Origin of the sequence: Taylorella asinigenitalis ATCC 700933, from assembly GCF_000687755.1 — a bacterium.
In the GTDB taxonomy this organism is placed as follows: Bacteria; Pseudomonadota; Gammaproteobacteria; order Burkholderiales; family Burkholderiaceae_B; genus Taylorella; species Taylorella asinigenitalis.
The window spans coordinates 48616-73729 of sequence record NZ_JHXN01000007.1; the positions used below are offsets into that span (position 1 = coordinate 48616).

Genomic DNA, 25114 nt, shown 5'->3' on the forward strand with positions numbered 1-25114 from the left:
GATACAATTAAGGATTAATTTTGGAGACTATATGAGCGCAAAACGCACGCAACTTTATGAATTACATCTTGAGTCAGGAGCAAAATTAATAGACTTTGGAGGATGGGAGATGCCCGTCTCCTACGGGTCACAAATTGAAGAACATAATGCTGTGCGAACGAACGTTGGATTATTTGACGTTTCTCATATGTTGAATATCGATTTATCAGGTGCTAGATGCGAGGAATTTTTACGCACACTTCTAGCAAACGACGTATCAAAAATCTCTACAATCCCTGGAAAAGCCCTATATTCCTGCATGTTAAACGATGCAGGAGGCGTTATCGATGACCTTATAGTGTATTTTATTCATGATGGGGCATGGCGTCTTGTCGTAAATGCAGGATGTGCCGATAGCGATTTGGCATGGATCGAAAAACAAGCGGCGGCCTACGATATCGGAGTTAAATCTCGTAGGGATTTAGCCATGATTGCTGTGCAGGGGCCAAACGCAGTGGATAGAGTAGCGGAGGCATTGCCACAAATAGAGGGGCTTTCCGATATTAAGCCATTTTCAAGTAAGCAAACGGAATCGTATTTTATAGCCAGAACAGGATATACAGGCGAGGATGGGTTCGAAATTTCTGCAACACCCGATTTAATTATTAAATTATGGAATGATTTGGTGGCACTAGGGGCTCAGCCATGTGGATTGGGTGCACGAGATACTTTGCGTCTTGAAGCGGGTATGAACCTCTATGGGTCTGATATGGACACGAGCACTCAACCTTCTGAGAGTGGCTTACAGTGGACTGTATCGCTTAAGGATGAGGGGCGTGATTTTATTGGACGTGCTGCATTAGATGACTCACGCAAAAAGGCGTTTTTAGGGGTGCGATTATTGGGACGCGGTGTTATGCGCTCTCATATGAAAGTGCGCACGGCTGATGGGGCCGAAGGTGAAATCACAAGTGGGACCATGTCGCCCACATTAGGTTATTCGATTGGCTTTGCTCGCATGCCGCTTGGGACAGAGCCTAATCAAAAAGTTGAAGTCGATATTCGCGGCAAATGGCACGAAGCAGAGTTAGTGAAATTGCCATTTGTTAAAAACGGAAAAGCATTAGTTTAAATTTAAAGGAAATTTTATGAATCTACCTACAGATCGCAAATATACAAAATCTCATGAATGGGTAAAACAAGAGGGTGACTTATTCTTAGTCGGAATCACAAATGATGCACAGGATCAATTGGGTGATCTTGTTTTTGTCGGTGATGCAAAAGTGGGTGAAACTTTAAAAGCAGGTGAAACGGCTGCTGTAGTTGAATCCGTTAAAGCCGCTTCTGATATTTATGCCCCTGTAGATGGTGAAATCGTTGAATTTAATGAGGCTTTGGATTCTGATCCAACTTTGATTAATCAAGATGCATATGCAAACTGGATTTTTAAAATCAAAGCTAGTGATGCTTCTCAATTTGATAGCTTGCTAAATTCAGACCAATACGAGGCTTAGTATTATATGAGTATTCCAGTAGGACTTTATGGTCCTGAGATTAGTTTTTCAAGGCCCTCAATATCTAAAAAGTCTTTTAAAGATAGACATATTGGTTTGAGTGAAGCTGCTCAAGAAGAAATGCTCTCAGAGCTTGGCTACGATTCTCTAAAATCATTTATTGAGGATATAGTGCCTGCGTCTATATTTGATCCTCAAAGAAATATCTCAATTTATGATTATTTTGGCTCAAGTGAGGAAGATGCACTTGATGAAATAAAAAAAATAGCATCAGAAAATCAGCTTAAATTGAATTTTATTGGGCAGGGTTATTACGGCACTATAACACCAAGCGTTATTAAAAGAAATATATTGGAGAATCCTGCTTGGTACACAGCATACACACCATATCAACCTGAGATTTCGCAAGGACGTTTGGAAGCACTTTTGAATTTTCAGACTATGGTGTCGGATTTGACAGCATTGCCAATAGCAAATGCATCATTGTTAGATGAAGGAACAGCAGCCGCAGAAGCGATGCTCGTAATGTATAGGGCAGCGAAAAATAAAAGTAAAACATGCTTTGTTTCAAAACATCTTCATCCGCAAACAATTGAGGTTTTAAAAACTAGGGCCGCTCCGCTTGGAATCGAGCTAGAAATAGGCGATGAGTTTGATGGATTCGGTGATTGCTTTGGAGTAATCTTGCAATATCCTCAATCTACAGGGGATGTGAGCGACTATTCTGAAGAAGTACAAAAGGCTCATGCACAAGGTTCATTAGTAGCTGTGGCTACAGATTTATTGGCACTTACATTGCTAAAACCGCCTGGAGAGTGGGGTGCGGATATTGCCTTCGGGAATTCTCAGCGATTTGGTGTGCCTATGGGCTTTGGTGGCCCTCATGCGGCATTTTTTGCAGTAAGCGAAAATTTAAAGCGCTCAATTCCAGGTCGTATCGTTGGTGTTTCAGTTGATGCTCAGGGTGCCCCTGCCCTTAGGTTGGCAATGCAAACGCGAGAGCAACATATTAGAAGAGAGAAAGCCACTTCCAATATTTGTACAGCACAGGCTCTATTAGCAATTATGGCTAGCATGTATGCCGTATATAACGGACCAGATAATTTAACAAAAATTGCTTTGCTTATTTATCGGGCTACAGACGATTTCGCTAAGATAATACGTAGTATGGGTTTAAAAATATTAAATAGAAGATATTTTGATACTCTACATATTGCCTGCCCATGGGCTCAAGAACTAGTAAACGATTTGGCTCAAAAGGGAATTAATATTCGTTTAGTAGACTCTAATTCTGTATCTATTAGTTTTGATGAGCTTAATAATCTAGAACTGATAGAGCTTGATGAACTTATATCTGAATCAATAAAGAAATATGGAGAGGATTACGATTTTATTCCTAATCTAGAGGCTGAAGAAGACAATCCTTCAAACACGTCTCAATCTATATGTACCCTATTTGAAGAAACATTTGGCCATTTGGCAAGAACCTCTAAATTTCTTACACACCCCGTCTTTAATACGTATCATTCTGAGACTCAATTGATGCGTTATATGCGTAAGCTTTCTGATATGGATTTGGCATTAGATCGCAGTATGATTCCTTTGGGTTCATGCACCATGAAGTTGAATTCGGCTTCATCAATGATTCCGATAACATTTCCAGAATTTGCGAATATGCATCCATTTGCCCCAGCTGATCAAGCCACAGGGTATGGAACGCTTATAGAGCGTCTAACAAATATTTTGAAAAAAGTGACTGGGTATGATGCGTTTTCATTTCAGCCTAATTCAGGGGCTTCGGGAGAGTATGCAGGATTACTCACTATTCGTGCATATCACGAGGCAAATGGTGAAGAGCATCGCAATATATGTTTAATTCCAGCATCTGCTCACGGAACAAACCCAGCTTCTGCAGTTATGGCTGGTTATCAAGTCGTTATCGTTAATACGACTAAAGATGGCTATGTAGATGTAGAAGACTTGAACGCCAAATTAAATGAGCTTGGCGATCAAGTAGCCGCTTTGATGATTACTTATCCCTCTACTCATGGTGTGTTTGAAGAGAATATTATTCAAATCTGCGATATGGTTCATATGGCTGGAGCTCAAGTATATCTTGATGGAGCAAATATGAACGCCATGGTTGGGCTTGCTGCTCCTGGTGAATTTGGCTCTGATGTTTCTCACTTTAATTTGCATAAGACTTTTGGTATCCCTCATGGTGGAGGTGGGCCAGGTGTTGGACCAATAGGCGTAAAAGAACATCTTGCCCCATTTTTACCAGGTATATTAAATGAGCAAGGAGTTCTTACGGATTCTGATGAAGCAGGACCCGTTTCATCTGCACCATTCGGATCGGCAGGGATATTGCCAATTCCATATATGTATTTAATTATGCTTGGAGAAGAAGGTTGTCAACTTTCATCTATATGTGCAATTTTAAGTGCGAACTATATTGCTCATAGATTGGCTGATTATTATCCGATTTTATATACAGATCAAAATGGTTTTGTAGCTCATGAGTGTATTATCGACTTGCGTCCAATTAAGGAGTCATGCGGTGTTACGGTAGATGATGTAGCCAAGCGCTTGATGGACTATGGTTTTCATGCACCAACCATGAGTTTCCCTGTGCCTGGAACACTTATGATTGAACCGACTGAATCAGAGGATTTTGGAGAATTAGAGCGATTTATCAATGCGATGATAGAAATTCGAAAAGAGATTGCTCAGATTGAATCGGGTGCTGCGGATGCAAATGATAATTTGCTTAAAAATGCACCTCATACTGCTCAAATGGTTGCTTCAAACGAATGGACTCATCCATATTCTCGTCAAGAAGCGGCATTTCCTGATGGAGTAGATCCTAAAACAAAATACTGGTGCCCTGTAGCTCGTGTGGATAATGCTTACGGCGACAGAAACCTTGTGTGTACTTGCCCAAATATAGAGGCTTATATTTAAAATGCGACAATACGAAGATTTTATGCGTCATGTGTTTGAAAATGGCGTGGATAAAACAGATAGAACTGGAACTGGAACGAAGTCCTTATTTGCCTATCAAATGCGATTTGATTTGCAAGAAGGCTTCCCGATGGTCACCACAAAGAAACTTCATCTAAAAAGCATAATTTACGAACTGCTTTGGTTTTTAAGAGGCGATTCGAATGTGAAATGGCTTCAAGAAAGGGGAGTTTCAATTTGGAATGAATGGGCCGATGAAAACGGTGAACTTGGCCCAATCTATGGGGTGCAATGGAGAAGTTGGCCTGCACCCGATGGTTCTAAAATCGATCAAATTTCTCAGATTGTCGAGCAAATTAAAGCCAATCCCGACTCTCGCAGATTGATCGTGAGTGCATGGAACGTAGGGCTTATCCCTCAAATGAAGCTTCCACCGTGTCATGCGTTTTTCCAATTCTATGTAGCTGAGGGCAAGTTATCGTGCCAGCTATACCAAAGAAGTGCGGATATATTTTTGGGAGTTCCTTTTAATATCGCAAGTTATTCTTTGCTTACTCATATGATTGCTCAACAGTGCGGTCTTGATGTTGGGGAATTTATTTGGACAGGCGGAGACTGCCACATTTATACAAATCATTTTGAACAGGTAAAAGAGCAGCTTTCAAGAGATCCATACCCATATCCGAAGCTTAGTATAAAGCGTAAACCTGAGAGCATTTTCGATTACGAATTCGAAGACTTCGAGATTATCGACTATCAACATCATCCACACATTAAAGCACCTGTTGCCGTATAAGAATGCTTAAAATTTGTATTATCGTAGCCTACTCAAAGAATCATGTTATCGGCTTAGACGGTGATATGCCGTGGAGGCTTAAAGGTGATTTGGCCTATTTTAAAAAAACCACCATGGGCTGCCCTATAATTATGGGACGTAAAACTAGAGACTCTTTAGGAAGACCCTTGCCAGGACGACTTAATATCGCAATTACTAGGGATACAACGTACAAGGCAGAGGGGACGGAAACATTGCCATCTCTAGAGGATGCATTGAAATTTGCAAAGAAACACTATGAAACTCGAGATATTTTTATAATAGGCGGAGGGCAAATATATAAACAGGCTTTGCCCCTTGCGGACAGAGTGTATGCAACCGAAATTCAACATGAGTTCAAAGGCGACACTTTTTTTCCGCAATTAGATGGGTCGGAGTGGATTGAAATTTCACGAGATCCACAACCCGAAGAAAACGGAATTTCGTACGACTTTGTCGTGTACGAAAAAGGAGTTAATAGTGAAACTTGAGGATTTGAAACTGGCCGTAGTTGGGCTAGGTTACGTTGGTCTACCGCTTGCAGTTGAATTTGGAAAAAAACGCGAGGTGCTCGGATTTGATATCAATCAAAAGCGCATCGATCAGCTAGAAGCGGGAGAAGATATCACTCTTGAGGTTGAGAATGATGAATTAGCCGAGGCCAAACATCTCAAATTTTCAAGCAATCCAGAGAGTCTTAAAAATTACAATACTTTTATAGTAACTGTACCGACTCCAATCGATGACCACAAAATTCCTGATTTCACACCGCTTATTAAAGCGAGTGAGACTATAGGCGGCGCCCTTAAAAAAGGCGATATCGTAATCTATGAATCGACTGTATATCCAGGGGCTACAGAAGAGGTATGTATTCCCGTTTTGGAGAAAGTCTCGGGTCTTAAATATAACGAAGATTTTTATGCTGGATATAGCCCAGAGCGTATTAATCCAGGCGATAAACAGCATCGAGTATATAACATCAAGAAGGTTACTTCAGGCTCTACTCCTGAGATAGCGGATTTGGTTGATGAACTTTATAAATCCATAATCACAGCTGGTACGCATAAAGCTTCGTCGATAAGAGTCGCTGAGGCGGCTAAAGTTATAGAAAATACGCAAAGAGACGTAAACATTGCCCTCATAAATGAGCTTGCACTGCTTTGTAATCGCTTAGGTATCGATACGGAAGATGTGCTTGAGGCGGCTGGTACAAAATGGAATTTCTTGCCATTTAGGCCTGGTCTTGTGGGCGGGCACTGTATTGGCGTCGATCCCTATTATTTAACGCATAAAGCTCAATCAATCGGCTACCATCCTGAAATTATTTTGGCTGGCCGTCGTCTGAACGACTCTATGGGACGTTATGTTGTGGAACAGCTTGTGAAAGCTATGACTAAGAAAAATGTTAAGGTCGTTGGAAGTCATGTGCTTGTTATGGGCCTTACATTTAAAGAAAACTGCACCGATATCAGAAATACGCGAATTGTTGATATCGTGGAAGAACTTAAAGACTATAACATCGATGTGGATGTTTATGACCCATGGGTCGATCCAGAAGAGGCTCAACAAGAGTATGGAATTACACTTACCGATTCAGTGAAAGATGGACAGTATGACGGCATAGTGCTTGCTGTAGGTCATAAAGAATTCCGCGAAATGGGAGTGGATAAAATTCGTGCGCTCGGCAAAGAGAATCATGTGCTTTATGATCTTAAATATGTCTTAGATAAAGAGAATTCCGATATCCGTTTGTAATTTGTAGTCTGAGACTCTAGGCTCGCTTCTCATCTGGGGCGAGCCTTTTGTTTTAGCCGAATTCTGCAATTTTTGCGTGTACAAAATCAAGCAAAGCCTCTAAATGCTCCTTGGAATCTGCTTCTGCCCGTATCGAAAGCACTTCTTCCGTTTTTGAGGGCCGTATCAATAAGAATCCATGCTCTGTTTCAATCCTAATTCCATCAATTTCAATAATCTGTTTCGGCTTTAGTAAAGCGGTAGCTTCGTCTTTCGCAAAAGTCAAAAACTCAGTAATATGTTCGTGTGAATATGGAATCCGTAGCTCTGGAATCGACTCATCTTGCGGCAAATTATCGAAAGCCTCACGCCCGGCCAATGAAAGAAATCGCAATAGCTTATACCCTGAGTAGACCCCATCGTTTAAAACATAACCGTCTTTGAAAAAATAGTAGTGCCCACTGTATTCAGCCCCAAACAACACACCGTCTTTATGATGAATATCCCATGTCATATTTGAGTGCCCTGTTTTACATATCAGTGGCAATGCCCCCGCTTTCAAAATCTCTTTTTCAATATGCCTACTTGATTTAAGGTCATACGCAATTCTTACTTTTTCGCCTTTATGTTGCATTTCATGAGAATGATGATATTTCATCATTTGCCGTATAAAGAAAATGAATACACGATCTGGGTCCACAATTTCACCGCGATAATCTACAACGCCCAGTCTATCCGCATCTCCGTCAAATGCTAAGCCAATATCAGAGTTGTTTTCGCGAACAAAATTTTGTAGCTGAACCATATTTTCAGGAATTGACGGGTCTGGATGATGATTCGGAAAACTCCCATCTGGCTCGCAATTTAATTCCAACACCTCGTGTCCCATTTTTCTGTAGAGTTCGCTGGCAATGATACCGCCGACTCCATTGCCACCGTCAACAGCAACTCTAAATTTATACTTCGGCTGTTCCAAAAAAGGCTCAGCCAAAATCGCATCTATATAGTATGAATTATCAAGCCTCTCAATAGGGGGCTCAGCGAAACTTTCTGCATCATATTTATATACACTCGCATCAGCCCCTATAAGACTTAAGGCACTGACTTTTACGATATTTATTAGTTCGCTATTAAAGGGTAAGCGATCGATATATATTTTGAATCCGTGATAGCCTAGTGGATTGTGACTTGCCGTAATATAAATCGCCAGAGCACCATCTATGCTCAGATTAAGAACGCCCAAACCCCCTGAATGCTGCATGCCTAAAAATTTAATTTTATTTTCAGGAACTTTTGTTTTAAGAGCGTGATATAAGGCTTTGGCCAATTCTTGTCCGCCTTCTCTGGAATCGTGAGCAATAAGGACACATCCAAGTCTATTAGGTGCAAATATTTTCATTAAAGCAATACCTAAGATATAAGCAAATTGAGGGTTAATTTCCTCTGGGTATTTGCCCCTAATATCGTATTCTTTGAATACTTTAACTGGCAGCATGTACATAGGGTTTCCTTTAAATTTATATTGCTACAAATTATTGTAAAATCAAATTTTTATTTACACCGCTTAATGTATGTCATTATTAGAAGATTTAGTTGCATTAGTTGGAAGTGAGCATGTACTCACTGGAGAAGAAGCAAGCCCTTATCTTACAGATTGGCGTAATCGTTACTCAGGTAGGTGCTTAGCTGTTGTTAAACCAGCTGATACCGAAGAGTTGGCGGAAGTCGTTAAACTTTGTCAGCAGGCGGATGCCCCTATGGTTCCACAGGGCGGAAATACTGGATTGTGTGGTGGTGCGACCCCTTCAAATAAGGGAGATGCCGTTATCATTCTTCTATCCCGCATGAATAAGGTTCTTGATGTTGATACAGCAAATGACACGATGACTGTTCAGGCTGGTTGTATTCTTCAAGATGTTCAAGATGCGGCAGATAAAGCTGGCAGATTGTTTCCACTAAGCTTGGGAGCGGAAGGCAGTTGTACTATAGGCGGTAATCTTGCTACAAATGCTGGTGGTACTCAGGTTCTTCGTTACGGGAATGCACGTGATCTCTGTCTTGGACTTGAGGTCGTTACGGCTGAGGGTGATATCGTTAATACCTTGAAATCTTTACGTAAAGATAATACTGGTTATGATTTACGTAATCTTTTTATTGGTAGCGAAGGTACTTTAGGGATTATTACAGCAGCTACATTAAAACTATTTCCAAAACCAGCTGCGGTTACTACTGCTTTCTTGGCTTTAGAGGGGTTTGAGCAGGCGATTAAAGTTCTAAATCGCTCTAAACGTCAGTTTGATGCTTCGTTGACAGGATTTGAATTGATTTCTGATTACTGTTTATCGATTGTTCAAAAGCATTTATCGCATATTAGAATTCCATTCCCAGTAGATACTGCTCCATGGTATGTTTTGATGGAGATATCAGATTCTGAAGGTGAAGAGCATGCTCGCGAGATGTTTGAACGTGTAATCGGCGAAGCATTTGAAAATAATGAAATTTTAGATGCGGTAATTGCTGAGTCTATCCAACAGAGTAATGAACTTTGGCATCTACGTGAGGCGGTGCCATTGGCAGAGGCAGAAGTAGGAAAAGCTATTAAAAACGATATCTCTATTCCTGTATCTAAAATGGATGAATTCGTTCGAATCACAAATACGAAGCTTCAGGAATTTATGCCAGGTATTCAGATGAGTGTGTTTGGTCATTTAGGTGACGGCAATCTCCACTATAATGTATGTCCACCTGATGATGAAAGAAAAGCAGATTTTCTTACTCATCAAGATGAGATTTTTAAAATCGTGTTTGATTCTGTGCATGAGTTTGATGGCTCTATATCAGCCGAACATGGTATTGGGCAACTTAAAAGGGACATATTGCCAGAGTATAAGGATGAAAATGCTATGTGGATCATGCGTAAAATCAAACGTGCACTTGATCCTAATTCATTGCTTAATCCAGGCAAAGTCATAAGCAGTGTTGAAATTAATCCATAAAATATTTCTAGGACTTTTACTTACATCAAGCACTTACATAATTAGTGCAGCAGCGGTGGGTACAAACATACCCACCGATTCTAACTCTACAAATAATAAAACTAATCAAGTTCTACAAAAACTATTAGACCATTCAAAAAACACTGAAAAACTTTTTAATAGCAAATCAAATGCTGTGAATCCTGAAGAGGCCTATGAGGTCATGTTGATTGAGATGTCCCTTATAGATCAGGATTACAAGGAATTTGTCCGACTAGTTGCAAGATTCACGAAGCAGCATCGAGTTTTTCCTGAATATATAAGACTAGCCATTCTTTCTATTCCAGCTACGCATATGACTGAGGAGATTCTTGAGCCCGCTCGAGAGTTATATGCACTTGACCCTGATTCAAAGCCACTTCAAAGTTTGATGGCATTATTGTTTGCGGCTTCTGGAAGATATGAAGAACTAGAATTGATATTAGATAAAAATTTCACAGTAGAGGTTTTAACAAATAAGGATAGGGAAAAAGTAGATGAAACAGTAAAACAACTTGCAGCTGTTTTAATTCTTATGCCTGAACCCTCAAAAGCACTTGAGTATTTCGAAAAATATTCAAAGGGCGTGAATCCGAATAATCTAGTTTATCTTCAACAACTTGCCCAATTTTCTCTGTCAGCGAAAAACTATTCCAATGCATGGGATGCGGCTAGCAGATATTATGATTTGAATCCCAACAAAGTCGAGGGGATAGACCTTATCTATGCATTTTTAGGTGTAGAAGAATATAGACAAAATGCTTTTGAAATTATCAAAGCTTTCAACGTTAGGGCTACTAAACCAATTTATGAGAGTTCCGAATTTGCCATGCTTTTGCATTCGGCTGTTGAGACACGGGCACTTTCTCATGAATATATAGATTGGTTAAGAAAGTCCTATCCTGATGCAATCCAGTTTATTTTGGTTGAAGCCATGATGGCGTATATTGAAGTAAATGATGCGAAGGCATTAAAGCTGGTAGAGGAATTCTATAGCATTGCCAACAAAAGGCTAGAGATGGATCCAAACGATAGGCCATCTTTGCTACTAATGTCGCGTGCAAACCTAATTAAGCTTGATGTTTTGATACGCGAGCCTATTAAGGATTATAAGGAAATCCTGCGTCTCTTGGCCCTTGTGCCTGAAGATGAGATGGATTTTAAATATTTGATATCCAAGTCTGAGGCCCTAATGCAGACATGGAGGGTGCCAGAGGGCATTGCCTTATTGCAAGATACGATTACTCGTTATCCTGATTTGACGCAGCCGGCCGTATCATATGGGGTGCGGACATTGATTGATGTGGGCCGCTCCCATATGGCCCTTGATTTAGTTAAGCCTTATTATTATGCAAACCCAAAATCTGGTACTTACAGCGAGCTTATGGCATGGGCTTATCAAGCAAGTGGAGATATCAAGAAAGCGGAAGAGGTGTATAGATTTTGTTTGCGACATAATCCTGATGAGGTGTCTTGCTTAAATGGGCTTGGATACATGTTCGCAGATTTAAATTTTAATCTTGATGAAGCCTTGGATTTGCTGCGCACGGCCCATTCTCTGGACCCGAGCAGCCCATATGTGAAGGATAGTTTAGGCTGGGTATACCATAAATTGGGTATGACGGATATGGCTTTGCTTTATATTCAGGCTTCATACAATGAAGAGCCGATGGCAGAGACGGCTGCTCATTTGGTAGAAATTTATTATGGCATGGGCGATGTGCGTAGGGCGAAGCAATATGCCCGAGAAGGGCTTAAACTCTATCAATTTACAGAGTACCTGCAAAATACACTTCGTAAACTAAAAATTGATTTAAATGAAGATAAGAAAATTAAATAAAATTTTGGTCTGTGGGTGCGTGGCACTTTTGGCCGCTTGTAGTACTGTTGAGGGCCCTACTTCAGTTAACAATGCTCCCGTCCCTCCTCCACTACCTTCGACAGGTGCGGCGGATGTTGCGGGTGCTGCGGATGCTTTGGGCTCAAAAATTGTGCGACATGGCAAATTCGCATTGAACACATATGATACAAGGGACGAAAAATATATCGATTCGCTTAGCGGAAACTTCGACTGGATAGATGAAGGGGGAGCTTTGGTATTAGCATTGTCGGCGACCACAGGCCAGACCATTGCCACCATAAAAGCGAATGATACGGGGGCGGTCCTAAATGATGCTAAGGGCAATGTATATACGGCACCTACTGCGGATGAGCTTGTATACAGTGTTGTGGGGCAAAGGATGCCTGTAAGTGATATTAGAAATTGGATTCGAGGTAAGGCTTCGGATACGGCCACTTCTATAAAACGCGATTCAAGCGGTCGCATAAGCGAATTTCGTCAATCGGATTGGGTCGTGCAATTATTTGACTATGATGCTATAGGGCCTAAGCGCGTTTATCTTATGCAAGATAAGGATGCGGTTGTTACTAAGGTACGAATTTTTGCTAGGTAGTGAGGGATGCGTATTTTAAAAGTACCAGCTCCTGCGAAATTAAATCTTTTTTTGCATCTTACTGGCAGACGTCCCGACGGATATCATAATCTGCAGTCAGCTTTTGTATTAATTAATCTCTGTGATGAACTTGTGTTTGAACTTATCGAAGAGGATGAAGTTCGAATTGAGATTTTGGACAAAAGAGCTGGTGCGAGTTTTCTAAATCAAAAGATTGATATACCAGATAATCAAAATCTAGTTTTTAGGGCGGCCACAAAACTTAAGGAAATGGCTAAGTTGCGAGGGGTTGAGATATCTGGTGTTATGATTCGAGTTGAAAAGCAAATTCCACTTGGAGCAGGGCTTGGTGGCGGATCGAGCGATTGTGCAAGTACATTGATGGCTTTAAATAAGTTATGGAATTTAGAGCTTAGTTGTGAAGAACTTATGCAAATAGGTTTAAGCTTAGGTGCGGATGTCCCATTTTTTATTGGAGGAAAGTCGGCCTTGGTTGAAGGCATAGGTGATATTCTTAAACCATTTCACTTGAATCCATTGTGGTTTGTTTTAATTAATCCAGGCTTTAGCATATCAACGCCCCAAGTTTTTACTCACCCTAAGTTAAATCGAAACTTTAGAGTTATGGATTCTGATGCCCTTGAAAAAGCAAGAGCTGAAATTAATGCAGGACGATTTTATGGTTCTAATTATTTGGAATCAGCTGCATTTGAAATTAGGCCAGAACTAGCTAATTTTTTGGATTTTGCAAAGCCTCTTCAATTGCGTATGTCTGGTTCGGGCTCAAGTATTTTTAGTATGCATGTTAGTTCTGATGATGCTGAAACTGCGTATGCTGATTTGTTAGCTAAATTAGAGGAACAGAAGGACATTCGATCATATGAATGTGGTGTATACAAAAGCTATGAGAAGCACCCTATCTTTGATGTTATATAAGTGGTGGTGTCTTCAGTTTTGATCGGAGGAAATTTTTTTTAAAAAAAAGAGGTGGGAAATTTTTGTCAAAAGTGGCGGAATATTTCTTTATAAATAAACGGTTTTTTCGGATTGTTGTAAAATAGCTATCGAATTTGCTGTTAATTTAAAAGAAAGTGTCAATTTAATTGGAAATTCTCAGTGAATTTTTTAAAATAATTTTCTTTATTGCATAATAAATTGCATTTGTTGGGGCGTCGCCAAGCTGGTTAAGGCACCGGATTTTGATTCCGGCATGCGAAGGTTCGAATCCTTCCGCCCCAGCCATTGTCTAATTAGACTCTTTCACATGTGGCTTACTTATCATGGCTCATAACAATTTCATGATCTTCACTGGCACGGCTAATCCACGTCTTGCTATTGATGTCGCAAATCACCTAAACATGTCTCTAGGGAAGATGACTGTGGGACGTTTCTCCGATGGTGAAGTTATGGTTGAAATTCTTGAGCATGTTCGTGGTCGTGATGTCTTTGTTCTTCAACCTACATGTGCACCTACAAACGATAATCTTATGGAGATTATGGTTATGGTTGATGCTCTTAGAAGGGCTTCAGTAGGCAGTATCACAGCAGCAATTCCTTATTTCGGATATGCTCGTCAGGACCGCAGACCGAGATCCGCACGCGTTGCCATCACAGCAAAAGTAGTAGCAAATATGCTTCAGTCTGTAGGCGTGGATAGAGTTTTAACTATGGACTTACATGCAGATCAAATCCAAGGATTCTTCGATATTCCTGTGGATAATATTTATGCTAGTCCTGTTATCGTGGCCGATATATTGCGTCGCGATCTTAAGAATTTAGTTGCGGTATCACCTGATGTGGGTGGTGTTGTTAGAGCTAGGGCCTTGGCTAAGCAGCTTGAAGCGGAGCTTGCGATTATCGATAAACGTCGCCCGAAAGCGAACGTTTCTGAAGTGATGAATATTATAGGTGATGTAGATGGTCGCACTTGTATCATCATTGATGATATGGTGGATACGGCTGGTACTCTTTGTAAGGCTGCACAAGCTCTGAAAGAAAGAGGGGCTTCTACGGTGTACGCTTATTGTACGCATCCTGTATTGTCGGGTGCTGCCGTTGAGAGGGTTACTGAATCTGTTATTGATGAATTAGTAGTTACAGATACTATTCCACTTTCACCTGAGGCTACTGCTTGCGAAAAAATTCGCCAGCTTTCAACAGCCGCTTTACTTGGAGAAACTATTTCGCGTATTTCTTCTGCGGAATCTGTAAGCTCCATGTTTGCCGAATATTAGATTTTGAATTTTTCCTGCTGGTCGCGGCAGGGATTAGTGGGGTGATATCACCCTTTTTTTTAACCTTAAAAATTGGAGTTATCCATGAAATTTTCAGCTAAAGCACGTAGCGTACAGGGATCGAGTGCGAGCCGCCGCCTGCGCCGTGAAGGTCGCCTTCCAGGCATCGTTTACGGTGGAAAAGGGGAGCCTTTAAATATCGACCTTGACCACAATGAAATTTTCCACGCATTACGTAAACAAGAATTCCACTCTTCACTTTTAGAGATGGATTTAGATGGTAAAACTGAAACTGTTTTACTTCGTGCTGTTCAATGGCACCCATACAGACCGCAAGTTTTGCATATTGACTTCCTACGTATTGAGCGTGGTCAGCCAATCACTACAAAAATCCCTCTTCACTTTATTAACGATGAAAATTCCCCTGCAGTTAAATTGCATGGAAATCTTATTTCTAAAATCGTTACTGAAATTGAAGTTACTTGTTTACCTAAAGATTTACCAAGTGAAATCGTGGTTGATCTTGGTGAACTTGAAGCGGATAGTGTTATTCACTTGAGTAGCATTAAAGCTCCTGAAGGTGTAGAGTTTGTGGCTCATGGACATGAGGAGGATTTGGTTCTTGCTTCTGCTTCAACTCCTCGTGCAGTTACTGAGTCTGCAGATCCAGTTGAAGGACCAGCTCCTGAAGAAGCACCAGAAGAGGAAAAAGAAGAAGAGTAAAAAGTATCTTTTTACAATTATTACCTACGCAGACAGGAAAAATAGGAGAGAACGGACCGAGTGTTACTGATAAGGGCATTAGTGCAGGTGGAATGAACATATCTAATGTCGTACCACCTACAAAACCACATCATGCTTCCACAAAGGCTATGTTGACACTTATGTAAGGCATCTTGAGAGTAAGATCAATGAGCGCTACAAAGATGCTTTAGGTGCGTCCGCTTTGGCTATGGCTATGGCTTCTTCTAAGCTTATGCCGCCATCGCCTGGCAAGAGAGCATTCGCAGTTGCTAGCGATGTTCGAAGTCAAGTTGGTGGCGGTGTCTGTGCTTTTTATCAGTGGTAATTTGTTTCCTAAAATAATAAAAAAAATCAAGCTCATAAAAACCTACCCCTAGCCCCTGAATTTCGCCTCCGAATTCAGGGGATTTTTTGCTAAGCTTAAATAATAGTAAAATCTTAAGTTTTAACTTTTGCCTTCGCAACCGAAGCGTAAAAAAACTCATGAACACATCCCTAAAACTTATTGTCGGTTTGGGAAATCCTGGCCCCCAGTACGAGCAAACCCGCCACAATGCTGGCTTTTGGCTTGTCGATCGCCTCGCTCAAAAGCATGGCTGTGCGTGGGCTTTGGAATCCGCGTTTCATGGCTATTTAGCAAAGCTCCCCTCCGCCGGTGGCAATGTTTACCTACTCAAACCATCCACTTATATGAACCTCTCAGGGCGTGCTGTTCAAGCCGTATGTCATTTCTACAAAATCGCCGTCGACGAAATCATTGTTGCACACGACGAGCTCGATTTGCCAATCAATGAAATCAAGCTTAAGAAAGGCGGCGGTCATGCTGGGCATAACGGATTGAGAGATATTACGGCGGCATTGGCATCGCCAGAGTTTTGGCGGCTTCGAATTGGCATCGACCATCCACGCAAGCGAAATATGGTGCAGCCAGTTGCCGACTATGTTTTGCATAGGCCCAATTCCGAAGAAGCGGCACAAATTTTAAACAGCATCGATCGCGGCGTTGAGGCGATTGCGAAATTATTGATAGGGGAGAAGCAGGAGGCCATTGCCACGCTCAAAGCCCCAGCACCCGCACCCACCGCAGCTCCCACTAAAGAGGCACCGCACAATGATTAAGTCTATAAAAGAATTATTGCACTATATCGTGCATCCGCAGTTTATCGAGCACGGACCGTCGCATTCCGATTTTGCGTTGCATGTGCCGCTTGGTCGCATTTTCAAATGGGTGTTTTTGCTTTGGATTGTCGATATTTTTCTGCTCGCTCCGATTGTTGTGCTCGTGACAAATAAGCTCGGTGTTGAAAATCAAATCGACCCGCGCATGCCTTATTTGGTGCCCCTTGCGGCGATATGGGCGCCTATTGTGGAGGAGCTAATTTTCCGCTTTTCTTTGCGGCGGCCGATGTTTTGGATTATCTGCATTCCGCTTGGATTCATGGTTATGAGCTCAGGGCCTATGATTTTAAGTCTAGGGGTGGTTGGGGTTACTTTGCTTGTGGCAATGTACCTGGATTCCACTGGAAAATTGGAGGAGAAGTATGCATTGCCACCTAAGAGTAGGGCGTTTTACTATGCGTATTTCCCGTGGGTTTTTCATATAAGTGTTATCGTGTTCGCATGTTTACATGTGTATAACTACAATATCAAGGACCTTTCCGTCCTTATGATTTTGTTGGTCGTGCCGCAGCTTGTGACGGGCTATGTTATCGCATGGTTTAGAATGAAATACAGCTTTGCGGCGGCCGTGGTTTTTCATGCGATATTTAATGCTGGTCCCGTGATTTTGGTATGGCTGGCGATGAGGGCGATGGAGTCATTGCCACCGGAAGAAGTAGAAAAAATAATGAAGGGCATGCAAAATATGCTCTAGCAAGTTTTATATTTAATTTGAGGTTTTAAATGGCATTACAATGCGGAATCGTTGGGCTTCCAAATGTAGGGAAGTCGACTCTTTTTAACGCACTTACTAAGGCTGGGATTGCGGCCGAGAACTATCCATTTTGCACGATTGAGCCTAATGTGGGGATCGTGGAAGTGCCAGATGCGAGGCTTGAGAAATTAGCGGAAATTGTGAAACCAGAGAGGGTATTGCCAGCGACTGTTGAATTTGTGGATATTGCGGGGCTCGTGGCTGGTGCGTCTAAAGGTGAGGGGCTTGGAAATCAGTTCCTTGCAAATATTCGAGAAACAGATGCTGTAATGCATGTTGTGCGCTGCTTTGAAGATGGCAATGTTGTCCATGTCGCAGGCCGTGTAGATCCTGTGAGCGATATTGAGGTTATCAATACGGAGTTGGCACTGTCAGATTTAGCGACGGCGGAAAAGGCACTGCTAAAGAATCAAAAAGTTGCACGTGCAGGGGATAAAGAAGCTCAAAAACTGGTTGCTGTTTTAGAGAAAATTGTTCCACATTTAAATGAAGCAAAAGCAATTCGTTCTCTTGGACTAGATGAGGATGAAATGCATGCGATTAAGTCATTTGGATTTATAACCGCGAAACCATGTATGTATGTCGCAAATGTTCGTGAAGATGGTTTTGAGAACAATCCACATCTTGAAGCTGTTCAAAAATATGCGGCGGCTGAAAATTCTCCAGTAATCTCAGTTTGTGCTGCTATTGAAGCTGAAATCGCCGATCTTGATGATGAAGATAAAGAGATGTTTTTAGCAGATATGGGTATGGATGAACCTGGCTTAAACCGCTTGATACGTGCGGGCTATGACCTTCTTGGTCTACAAACATACTTTACGGCCGGTGTGAAAGAAGTGCGTGCATGGACCATTCGCAAAGGCGATACAGCACCTAAAGCAGCTGGAGTTATACACACTGATTTCGAACGCGGATTTATACGTGCTCAGACAATTTCGTACGAAGATTTTATACAGTACAAAGGCGAGCAGGGAGCTAAGGAAGCGGGAAAAATGCGGGCAGAAGGCAAAGAATATATAGTCAAAGACGGTGATGTGCTTAACTTCTTATTTAATGTATAGAATTAGCCATACGTAAAGTTATGGGGCTTACCTTCGATCAACTGGATTGGTAGGGACCTCGCTTCGAGCCCCATTACCGCACGCCGCTTACGCTTGTCCAGTCAATTTCTTAAATTTCTCCATTAATTGTTCTTCTGTTTCTGGATGATTTGGGTCTTTCGAAATACAGTCCACGGGACAAACCGACATACACTGCGGTTCGTCGTGATGACCCACGCATTCAGTGCATTTATCGGGTTCAATCACATAGATTTCTGGCCCCATGTAAATAGCTTCGTTAGGGCACTGCGGCTCACAAACGTCGCAGTTAATACAGTCTTCATCAATAATTAATGCCATTACTCTGATTCCTTTTGCGCTTTCAAATAAGCGACTTTATCTGTGAGACGTTTTTCTACTAGAGGGAACACGAACTCACTAACATCCCCTCCTAAAATTGCAACCTCGCGCACAAATGTGCCTGATATAAATTGATATTGCTCAGATGGTGTCATAAACAAAGTTTCAACCTCTGGCAATAAATACCTATTCATCCCAGCAAGTTGAAATTCATATTCAAAATCGGATACTGCACGTAAGCCACGCACAATCACTTTTCCGCCTTCCTGACGTACAAAATCTTTTAGCAAACCTGTGAACGATTTCACTTCCACATTTTTATAGTGACTTAAAACTTCTTTGGCAATGTCTAGGCGTTCGTCAAGTGTGAAAAATGGTTTTTTAGCTTTGCTTTCCGCAACGCCCACCACTATATAATCGAAAAGTTTTGAAGCTCTGCGAACCAAGTCCTCATGCCCACGCGTTATTGGGTCGAACGTGCCTGGATAGATTGCTGTAATCATAAAGTTTCTCTATTAAATTTAAATAAGTAAAAATAAACTTGTCCTGCTTTTGACTCCCTCAAAAGCTCAAATGAATCATTTAATATTTGTGGTTTGTCTGATTCAATATATACAAGCCCTCGTGTCAATAATATATGTTCCAAATATGGTTTCGTAATCTCAAGTAAATCGCTATGAAATGGAGGATCAAGGAATACTAAATTGAACCTACTCGCATCCATACGTTCAAGAATTTTAGGTACTCCTAAAGAATTAATACGCACTGCACTAGCATTTAATTTATCGCGAGATTTTCGAAGTTGTTCAATAACTTTTTGGTTCTGGTCTGCAAGAAGCACATATTGTGCACCTCTAGATGCAGCTTCAAATCCTAAAGCACCAGTACCTGCAAATAAATCTAACACAGATTTATCTTGGTAGACTCCTGACCATAAATGGTCAATCCAGTTAAATAATGTCTCACGAACACGATCTGGTGTGGGTCTAAATCCTTCAATCTCTAAGACTGGCAATGTAGATTTTTTATACTGACCACCAATTATGCGAACAGTGCGACCCATAGGTCTTAAATTCCAAGCTAAAACATTAATTATAAAATAAATTTTGTAGTTAAAATAATGGCTTATTACAGATAGAAGTTTTATATGTTCCGATTTTTTAGAAAAAAGAAAAATAAAGATGAAGCTCGCGTGGATGAAGTTGAGCAGACTTTAGAGACAAAAGAAGAGGTGGCACAAGCGGAGGCATTGCCACAAGAAATGCCACCAGAAACGCAGGAGTCTGAATCGATTTTGCCTGAGAATTCTTCATTTGATAATTTATGGCCAACACCAGATGCACAGGGCAAAGTTCATATTAAAGTGAGTTTGTCGGATGCATTGCCACCGATAAGGGATGAGGAGCTCGAGAGGGCGGCTTTGGCTGAGGTGCGTGAAGATGATTTGAGTCGCTTTGGGTACGGGGATGAGCCAGAATATGAGGATGAGGAGGTGCTTGAATCTGAGCCTGAGCCTGGGACGCATGAGGAGCCAGACCCGCAGCCTGAGCCAGAGCTTGAACCTGAGCCAGAGCTTCAAGCCGTGCCCGCAGATAAAAAAGGGTGGTTTGCGCGTCTTAAATCTGGACTTGCCCGTTCTAATATCGGGGCTATATTCGTTGGCTCACGCATTGATGAGGATCTTTTCGAAGAACTGGAGAATTCGCTGTTGATGGCGGATGCGGGGGGCATTGCCACAGAGAAAATTATTAATGAGCTGCGTCAGGCCGTCAAAAAGCAAAGGCTTGAAACGGCGGACGAAGTGAAGCAGGCACTGTGCGATATTATTGCAAGCTATCTTAAGCCGCTCGAGAAACTTTTCGATATTCACGAGGATCGTACAAATGTCGTTATGATTGCGGGCGTAAATGGTGCAGGAAAAACTACTTCTATCGGCAAACTTGCGTATCATTTTCAAGCACATGGAGCGAGTATGTTGCTGGCGGCTGGGGATACATTTAGGGCGGCGGCCCGAGAACAGCTTCAGCAGTGGGGACTGCGTAATGATGTGCAAGTTATCTCGCAACAAGGCGGCGATCCAGCTAGTGTTGCTTTCGATGCCGTAAATTCAGGGAAAGCCAAAGGGACTACGGTTGTGATGATCGATACGGCTGGGCGACTACCTACGCAAACTCATCTGATGGAGGAGCTTAAAAAAATTAAGCGCGTTATTGGGAAGGCCGATCCAACGGCTCCGCATGAAGTGCTGCTAGTTGTTGACGGAAACACGGGGCAGAATGCACTATCTCAGATTAAGGCTTTTGATGCGGCGATTGGGCTTACTGGTCTGCTTATTACTAAGCTTGATGGAACAGCTAAAGGCGGCGTTCTTGTGGCATTGGCTTCGGGAGTGCAAGGCGTGAGGCCGATTCCAGTGTATTGGATTGGAGTGGGTGAAGCTCTTGAGGATTTGCAGCCATTTGTGGCTGAGGAATTTGCTCAGGCCCTGGTTGGATAGTGTGTTTCGGGGGCTGTTGGTCTAGCGTATCAGTGTCTGTAAACATGGGGCCCATGGGTCTAGCGTATCAGTGTCTGTAAACACGGGACCTGACCGACCCACGCAGGCCCGCAAGCGACACGCTTTGCCCCACCCCCAATATTTATCGCACAAATTTTATGCACTTAGGTAGCCTGCGATGAGCCTCATCAGCCTCGCACCGCAATATTGCTATATGTGCAGCCAGCCAACCAACAGCAAACCATGCTTGCTTATGAGTTCGCACTAAATTTGAAAAATACTCATGTGCCGTAGCGTAATCGTTAAGCTGACCGAACACCTCTTGAGCATCGATTAATCGACGACTAACGCGTCCCAAACGACTAGCTCCTTCCATATTTTCATACACATTTAGTGCATATCGAATTTTCTTAATTTTCTTGCGCAGGTCGTGGTAGTTTTCAATTTCCGCTTTGCTTCTTGATTTCCAATGATTAACAATTGACTTATACCATTTGGCAATGCGTTTTTCGATCTTATAAATCAGTAATGAATCGCCCGCAACTCCTGGAGAGAGTGGAATAATATCTAAAAGCTCATTACGTATTAAATCCTGAGCCTCTTCGAACGATGTCTCTGGCTGTGAATCTCCTGCACGTGCAGCACCCGAAGCAGCCGCAACAGCCTGAGAGAGTAATCGTCTCGTCGATGCTTGCTTAGGTGCCTCCTCGTCCCTTGCCTCATCTTTTACCTCTTCCACCGCATCAGCCGCATCTTCCGCCGCTTCAGAAGAAGACTCTTGCACAACATTGCCCGTATCATTGATTTCTATCGCTTCTTCTTTTTCTGGTGGCAATGGATCCGTATTCGGCACCGTAGCCATCCACTGCATCAATCTAATCAATAGTATCTGAAACTCTCGTTCTTTTGCGATTTCCGTAGCAGGCTTCCCATCGTAGTGATTGACTTTAATCTCAGGCATACCTGCCTCTTCTAAAACAGGCATTATGGTTTCAAGCATAACGTCTGTATCACGAGTTTCACCGAACCGTTTGAAATACCCTTTTAATTCTTGTTGAAGGGCCTCTTCAGGCATATGAGCAATACCATCAAACAATCGCCAATTTGAAACTAGTCTTCTAATTCCTACGCGTAATTGATGAACATGTTCGCTTTTAGCTGTTTTTGCGACCCCAGCTGTATCCACTTCAGCCAATAATGCTGCATTTGAAGATATCTGGTCTATACACTCTTCTGTTAATTTGCTTAATGCTTTTGTAGCGGTTAAATATTTTTGAATATATGTTGTTTGAGCTTTTTTCTCGGCCCAAAATTTTTGCGTTTCAGCTAGTTCGATTGCTGCTTGATGTTGAGGGTCGGCGGTTGTGATTTTATTATTTATATTTGCTAATGCATCCCCGCGATGGGCTTTTGTGCGGTTATCCAGAATAAGACCATGTTCCTTAGTCCATCTTGCTGCCATATCAAAAATTGCACATACCTGCCCTGAAACTAGCTCAAACTCAATTTCATTAATAGGAAGTTCAAGCACTCCAGCCCTTACATATCCCGTATCATAAGCAATCTCTACCGTCCCTCGTTTAACGCGCTGTTTTTTAACAAGCCTCTCAACATGTGTCTCAAATCGACATTCCAATTCTTCCGTTAATTTTGAGATTACAATTTCCGCTGCCGTTCCTGCATAAAGGCTTAAATCCAGAATAGGGGAGTGTCTTGAGTGATTTAATTCAAACCGATTGAATTGATTTTCTCCTGCCATCTTTAAGGTTTGAACCCACGTATCTCCCTCAAGCCTTAATCGAATCGATGTTTTAGATTTAGCGAGTTGACGGCTTGGAGTATCAAAATACATCGCTCGCAAATTTACTTTAGTCGCATTATTGAGAGAATTTCTTACAGATTCACGGGTGGCAATGGGTACGTGTAGTTTAATTTCTTGTTCAGACATGGCAGGAAGGAAATTGTTAAGATTTTATTTCAATCCCATAAAATACCATAAAAAATAATGATTTAGAAAATTTTTGTTGCTAAAAGCCCTAAATTAAATCGAATTTGGATCAATAATTTGTTTTAGTTCGCTTAGTGCTTTGAGTATCTTTTTAGAATCAGTCTCTTTTAAGTCGCCCATTAATTCATATAGAGCATCATTTAACCCCTCATTCGCTTTATTAAGGATTTTCTTACCCTTAGCGGTAAGGTTAAGTGTTACTGTACGACCATCATCGATACTCTCTTTTTTGCGAATATATCCTTCTTCTTCAAGCACCTTCACTACGTTTGTAATATTGCCGTCGGACACCATAAGTCGTTCAGAGATTTCGCCCATCTTCAATCCATATCGCGAGCTATTTATATGAGCAAGTATTTCAAAACGTGTAGGTGTAAGATTGTGTGCAATTCGCAAATACTCGCGCACATGGCTTTGAATAATATGATTGCATGCGTTTAGACGTAGCCAAATCTTTGCGTATGACGTATCGCTTGATGAGAGGCGGCTTTCAATGTCCATGTTCTCTTTTTTTGGTGGCAATGTTTACTTAGTATATCAAACGCTAAGTGTTAAAATCTTTGATTAACTCAAAAGTTGGTATCAGTATGAATGCTTCTACAAAAACTCAGAATCAGGTTAATACCGAATTAGATATTCGGGAAGAGGATTTTGGTATATCCCCAATTACTGAGATTATTGAAGATTTAAGATTAGGGAAGATGGTCATTATCGTTGATGAAGAAAATCGCGAAAACGAAGGCGATTTGATGATGGCTGCTGAATTCGTAACCCCAGAGGCTATTAATTTCATGATTACTCATGCTAGAGGTCTAGTCTGTCTAACTTTGACTCACGATCGTTGTGAGGAGCTTAATTTACCAATGATGACTAGTACAAACCGTTCTGGATTTGGAACTAATTTCACTACTTCAATTGAAGCGGCTGAAGGAGTAACTACTGGTATTTCGGCTGCAGATCGTGCTCATACTATTAAGGTAGCTATCTCTAAAAATTCAAAACCTACTGATATCGTGCAGCCAGGGCATATATTTCCAGTAAGGTCCGTTCCAGGGGGGGTGTTAGTTAGAGCGGGACACACAGAGGCTGGGTGTGATTTAACTAAATTAGCTGGACTAACACCTGCATCAGTTATTTGTGAAATTATGAATACAGACGGAACTATGTCTCGCCTTCCAAATCTTATTGAATTTGCAAAAGGCCATGGAATTAAGATAGGCACAATTGTAGATTTAATTCAATATCGCAGTGAACATGAATCTATGATTGAGTGCATTGGCTCCCGTGAAATTAAAACGTCATGGGGTACATTTAAGGCTTTTGCATATCGCGATAAATCTGCTGGAGCTCCACATATAGCTTTAGTAAAAGGCGAGATTAAAGAAGATTTAGATACCTTAGTAAGAGTTCACGAACCGACAACAGCACTTGATTTGCTCGATTTAGAAGGGCAGTCGCATAGCTGGTCATTGCCACAAGCATTAGAAAAAATTGCAAACTCTGAGCGCGGTGTTGTAGTTCTATTAAATGCACATGGCTACGAGGGTCGGATTTTTGATGCTATTTTAAATTGGGGGCAGGAAGCTAGGGAACCTAAAACACTTAAAAATGAGCGCTACGATTTGCGTACCTATGGTATCGGGGCTCAGATTCTTCGTGACTTAGGGGTGGGACGTATGAGACTTTTAAGTAATCCTCTTCGTATGCCCTCTATGGAAGGCTTCTCTCTTACAGTTACTGGATACGAGCAACCCTAGAGGATTTTGAGGGGGTGGATGAATATGTCCGCCCTTCATCTCGGTGTCAAATCCAAATCTATATAATTC

General features: G+C 41.6%; 23 protein-coding genes and 1 tRNA gene. 18 read left to right on the plus strand and 6 right to left on the minus strand.

Annotated features, from left to right (window positions below; translation table 11 throughout):
- Positions 1 to 31 precede the first annotated feature (31 nt).
- Genes gcvT through tviB form a run of 6 tightly spaced genes read left to right on the plus strand, consistent with a single transcriptional unit; the run spans position 32 to position 7026 of the window.
- On the plus strand, positions 32 to 1111 hold the full coding sequence (gene gcvT / locus T432_RS0105110) for a glycine cleavage system aminomethyltransferase GcvT (RefSeq protein WP_028884432.1): 1080 nt from the start codon (positions 32 to 34) through the stop codon (positions 1109 to 1111).
- A 16-nt stretch (positions 1112 to 1127) separates the two neighbouring features.
- On the plus strand, positions 1128 to 1493 hold the full coding sequence (gcvH, locus tag T432_RS0105115; protein ID WP_028884433.1) for a glycine cleavage system protein GcvH: 366 nt from the start codon (positions 1128 to 1130) through the stop codon (positions 1491 to 1493).
- Positions 1494 to 1499: 6 nt separating this feature from the next.
- Positions 1500 to 4457: an aminomethyl-transferring glycine dehydrogenase gene (gene gcvP / locus T432_RS0105120; RefSeq protein WP_044971139.1), complete on the plus strand. Its 2958-nt coding sequence runs from the start codon at positions 1500 to 1502 to the stop codon at positions 4455 to 4457.
- A 1-nt stretch (position 4458) separates the two neighbouring features.
- Positions 4459 to 5253: a thymidylate synthase gene (locus tag T432_RS0105125; protein ID WP_028884435.1), complete on the plus strand. Its 795-nt coding sequence runs from the start codon at positions 4459 to 4461 to the stop codon at positions 5251 to 5253.
- Positions 5254 to 5255: 2 nt separating this feature from the next.
- A complete protein-coding gene (locus T432_RS0105130; RefSeq protein WP_028884436.1) occupies positions 5256 to 5762 on the plus strand; it encodes a dihydrofolate reductase in 507 nt (168 codons plus the stop codon).
- Entirely contained in the window at positions 5752 to 7026 is a 1275-nt protein-coding gene (tviB, locus tag T432_RS0105135) for a Vi polysaccharide biosynthesis UDP-N-acetylglucosamine C-6 dehydrogenase TviB (RefSeq protein WP_015552071.1), read from the plus strand. The genes T432_RS0105130 and tviB overlap by 11 nt, the downstream gene beginning before the upstream one ends.
- A gap of 52 nt (positions 7027 to 7078) precedes the next feature.
- Here tviB and T432_RS0105140 read toward each other — a convergent pair whose 3' ends face one another.
- A complete protein-coding gene (locus tag T432_RS0105140; protein WP_248646282.1) occupies positions 7079 to 8500 on the minus strand; it encodes a phosphohexomutase domain-containing protein in 1422 nt (473 codons plus the stop codon).
- Positions 8501 to 8576: 76 nt separating this feature from the next.
- Here T432_RS0105140 and T432_RS0105145 point away from each other — a divergent pair, with 76 nt between their 5' ends.
- The 10 genes from T432_RS0105145 (at position 8577) to ychF (ending at position 18444) form a co-directional block, all read left to right on the plus strand.
- Positions 8577 to 10001 carry an FAD-binding oxidoreductase gene (locus T432_RS0105145; RefSeq protein WP_028884438.1) on the plus strand — a complete coding sequence of 475 codons (1425 nt, stop codon included), beginning with the start codon at positions 8577 to 8579 and terminating at the stop codon, positions 9999 to 10001.
- Entirely contained in the window at positions 9982 to 11859 is a 1878-nt protein-coding gene (locus tag T432_RS0105150) for a tetratricopeptide repeat protein (RefSeq protein WP_028884439.1), read from the plus strand. The genes T432_RS0105145 and T432_RS0105150 overlap by 20 nt, the downstream gene beginning before the upstream one ends.
- A gap of 19 nt (positions 11860 to 11878) precedes the next feature.
- Positions 11879 to 12472, plus strand: a complete 594-nt coding sequence (locus T432_RS0105155; protein ID WP_248646283.1) for an outer membrane lipoprotein LolB — start codon at positions 11879 to 11881, stop codon at positions 12470 to 12472.
- Positions 12473 to 12478: 6 nt separating this feature from the next.
- On the plus strand, positions 12479 to 13408 hold the full coding sequence (gene ispE, locus T432_RS0105160; RefSeq protein WP_028884441.1) for a 4-(cytidine 5'-diphospho)-2-C-methyl-D-erythritol kinase: 930 nt from the start codon (positions 12479 to 12481) through the stop codon (positions 13406 to 13408).
- 229 nt (positions 13409 to 13637) lie between these two features.
- A tRNA-Gln gene (locus tag T432_RS0105165) sits at positions 13638 to 13714 on the plus strand.
- A 38-nt stretch (positions 13715 to 13752) separates the two neighbouring features.
- The gene (locus tag T432_RS0105170) at positions 13753 to 14706 is read left to right on the plus strand and encodes a ribose-phosphate pyrophosphokinase (RefSeq protein WP_014111014.1); all 954 of its coding nucleotides are present in this window, start codon (positions 13753 to 13755) and stop codon (positions 14704 to 14706) included.
- A gap of 84 nt (positions 14707 to 14790) precedes the next feature.
- Complete coding sequence (locus tag T432_RS0105175; protein WP_028884442.1) at positions 14791 to 15429, plus strand: 50S ribosomal protein L25/general stress protein Ctc; 639 nt, start codon at positions 14791 to 14793, stop codon at positions 15427 to 15429.
- 504 nt (positions 15430 to 15933) lie between these two features.
- Complete coding sequence (gene pth / locus T432_RS07950; RefSeq protein ID WP_044971141.1) at positions 15934 to 16569, plus strand: aminoacyl-tRNA hydrolase; 636 nt, start codon at positions 15934 to 15936, stop codon at positions 16567 to 16569.
- Complete coding sequence (locus T432_RS0105190; protein WP_028884444.1) at positions 16562 to 17323, plus strand: CPBP family glutamic-type intramembrane protease; 762 nt, start codon at positions 16562 to 16564, stop codon at positions 17321 to 17323. Before pth ends, T432_RS0105190 begins: the two co-directional genes overlap by 8 nt.
- A 29-nt stretch (positions 17324 to 17352) precedes the next feature.
- Positions 17353 to 18444: a redox-regulated ATPase YchF gene (gene ychF / locus T432_RS0105195; protein ID WP_028884445.1), complete on the plus strand. Its 1092-nt coding sequence runs from the start codon at positions 17353 to 17355 to the stop codon at positions 18442 to 18444.
- Positions 18445 to 18531: 87 nt separating this feature from the next.
- Here the strand turns inward: ychF and T432_RS0105200 are convergent, their stop codons facing one another.
- Genes T432_RS0105200 through rsmD form a run of 3 tightly spaced genes read right to left on the minus strand, consistent with a single transcriptional unit; the run spans position 18532 to position 19846 of the window.
- Positions 18532 to 18783 (minus strand): YfhL family 4Fe-4S dicluster ferredoxin, encoded by a 252-nt coding sequence (locus T432_RS0105200; RefSeq protein ID WP_028884446.1) that lies wholly within the window; start codon positions 18781 to 18783, stop codon positions 18532 to 18534.
- A complete protein-coding gene (coaD, locus tag T432_RS0105205) occupies positions 18783 to 19286 on the minus strand; it encodes a pantetheine-phosphate adenylyltransferase (protein WP_028884447.1) in 504 nt (167 codons plus the stop codon). Before coaD ends, T432_RS0105200 begins: the two co-directional genes overlap by 1 nt.
- Positions 19283 to 19846 (minus strand): 16S rRNA (guanine(966)-N(2))-methyltransferase RsmD, encoded by a 564-nt coding sequence (rsmD, locus tag T432_RS0105210; RefSeq protein WP_028884448.1) that lies wholly within the window; start codon positions 19844 to 19846, stop codon positions 19283 to 19285. Before rsmD ends, coaD begins: the two co-directional genes overlap by 4 nt.
- Before the next feature lie 84 nt (positions 19847 to 19930).
- Between rsmD and ftsY the strand changes: the two genes are divergently transcribed.
- Positions 19931 to 21280: a signal recognition particle-docking protein FtsY gene (ftsY, locus tag T432_RS0105215; RefSeq protein ID WP_028884449.1), complete on the plus strand. Its 1350-nt coding sequence runs from the start codon at positions 19931 to 19933 to the stop codon at positions 21278 to 21280.
- Between the two features lie 142 nt (positions 21281 to 21422).
- Here ftsY and T432_RS0105220 read toward each other — a convergent pair whose 3' ends face one another.
- Together T432_RS0105220 and T432_RS0105225 are read right to left on the minus strand one after the other, a co-directional pair.
- A complete protein-coding gene (locus T432_RS0105220) occupies positions 21423 to 23228 on the minus strand; it encodes a CYTH and CHAD domain-containing protein (RefSeq protein WP_028884450.1) in 1806 nt (601 codons plus the stop codon).
- A 93-nt stretch (positions 23229 to 23321) separates the two neighbouring features.
- On the minus strand, positions 23322 to 23789 hold the full coding sequence (locus T432_RS0105225; RefSeq protein ID WP_028884451.1) for a MarR family winged helix-turn-helix transcriptional regulator: 468 nt from the start codon (positions 23787 to 23789) through the stop codon (positions 23322 to 23324).
- Between the two features lie 86 nt (positions 23790 to 23875).
- Here T432_RS0105225 and ribBA point away from each other — a divergent pair, with 86 nt between their 5' ends.
- A complete protein-coding gene (gene ribBA, locus T432_RS0105230) occupies positions 23876 to 25045 on the plus strand; it encodes a bifunctional 3,4-dihydroxy-2-butanone-4-phosphate synthase/GTP cyclohydrolase II (protein ID WP_028884452.1) in 1170 nt (389 codons plus the stop codon).
- Positions 25046 to 25114 lie beyond the last annotated feature (69 nt).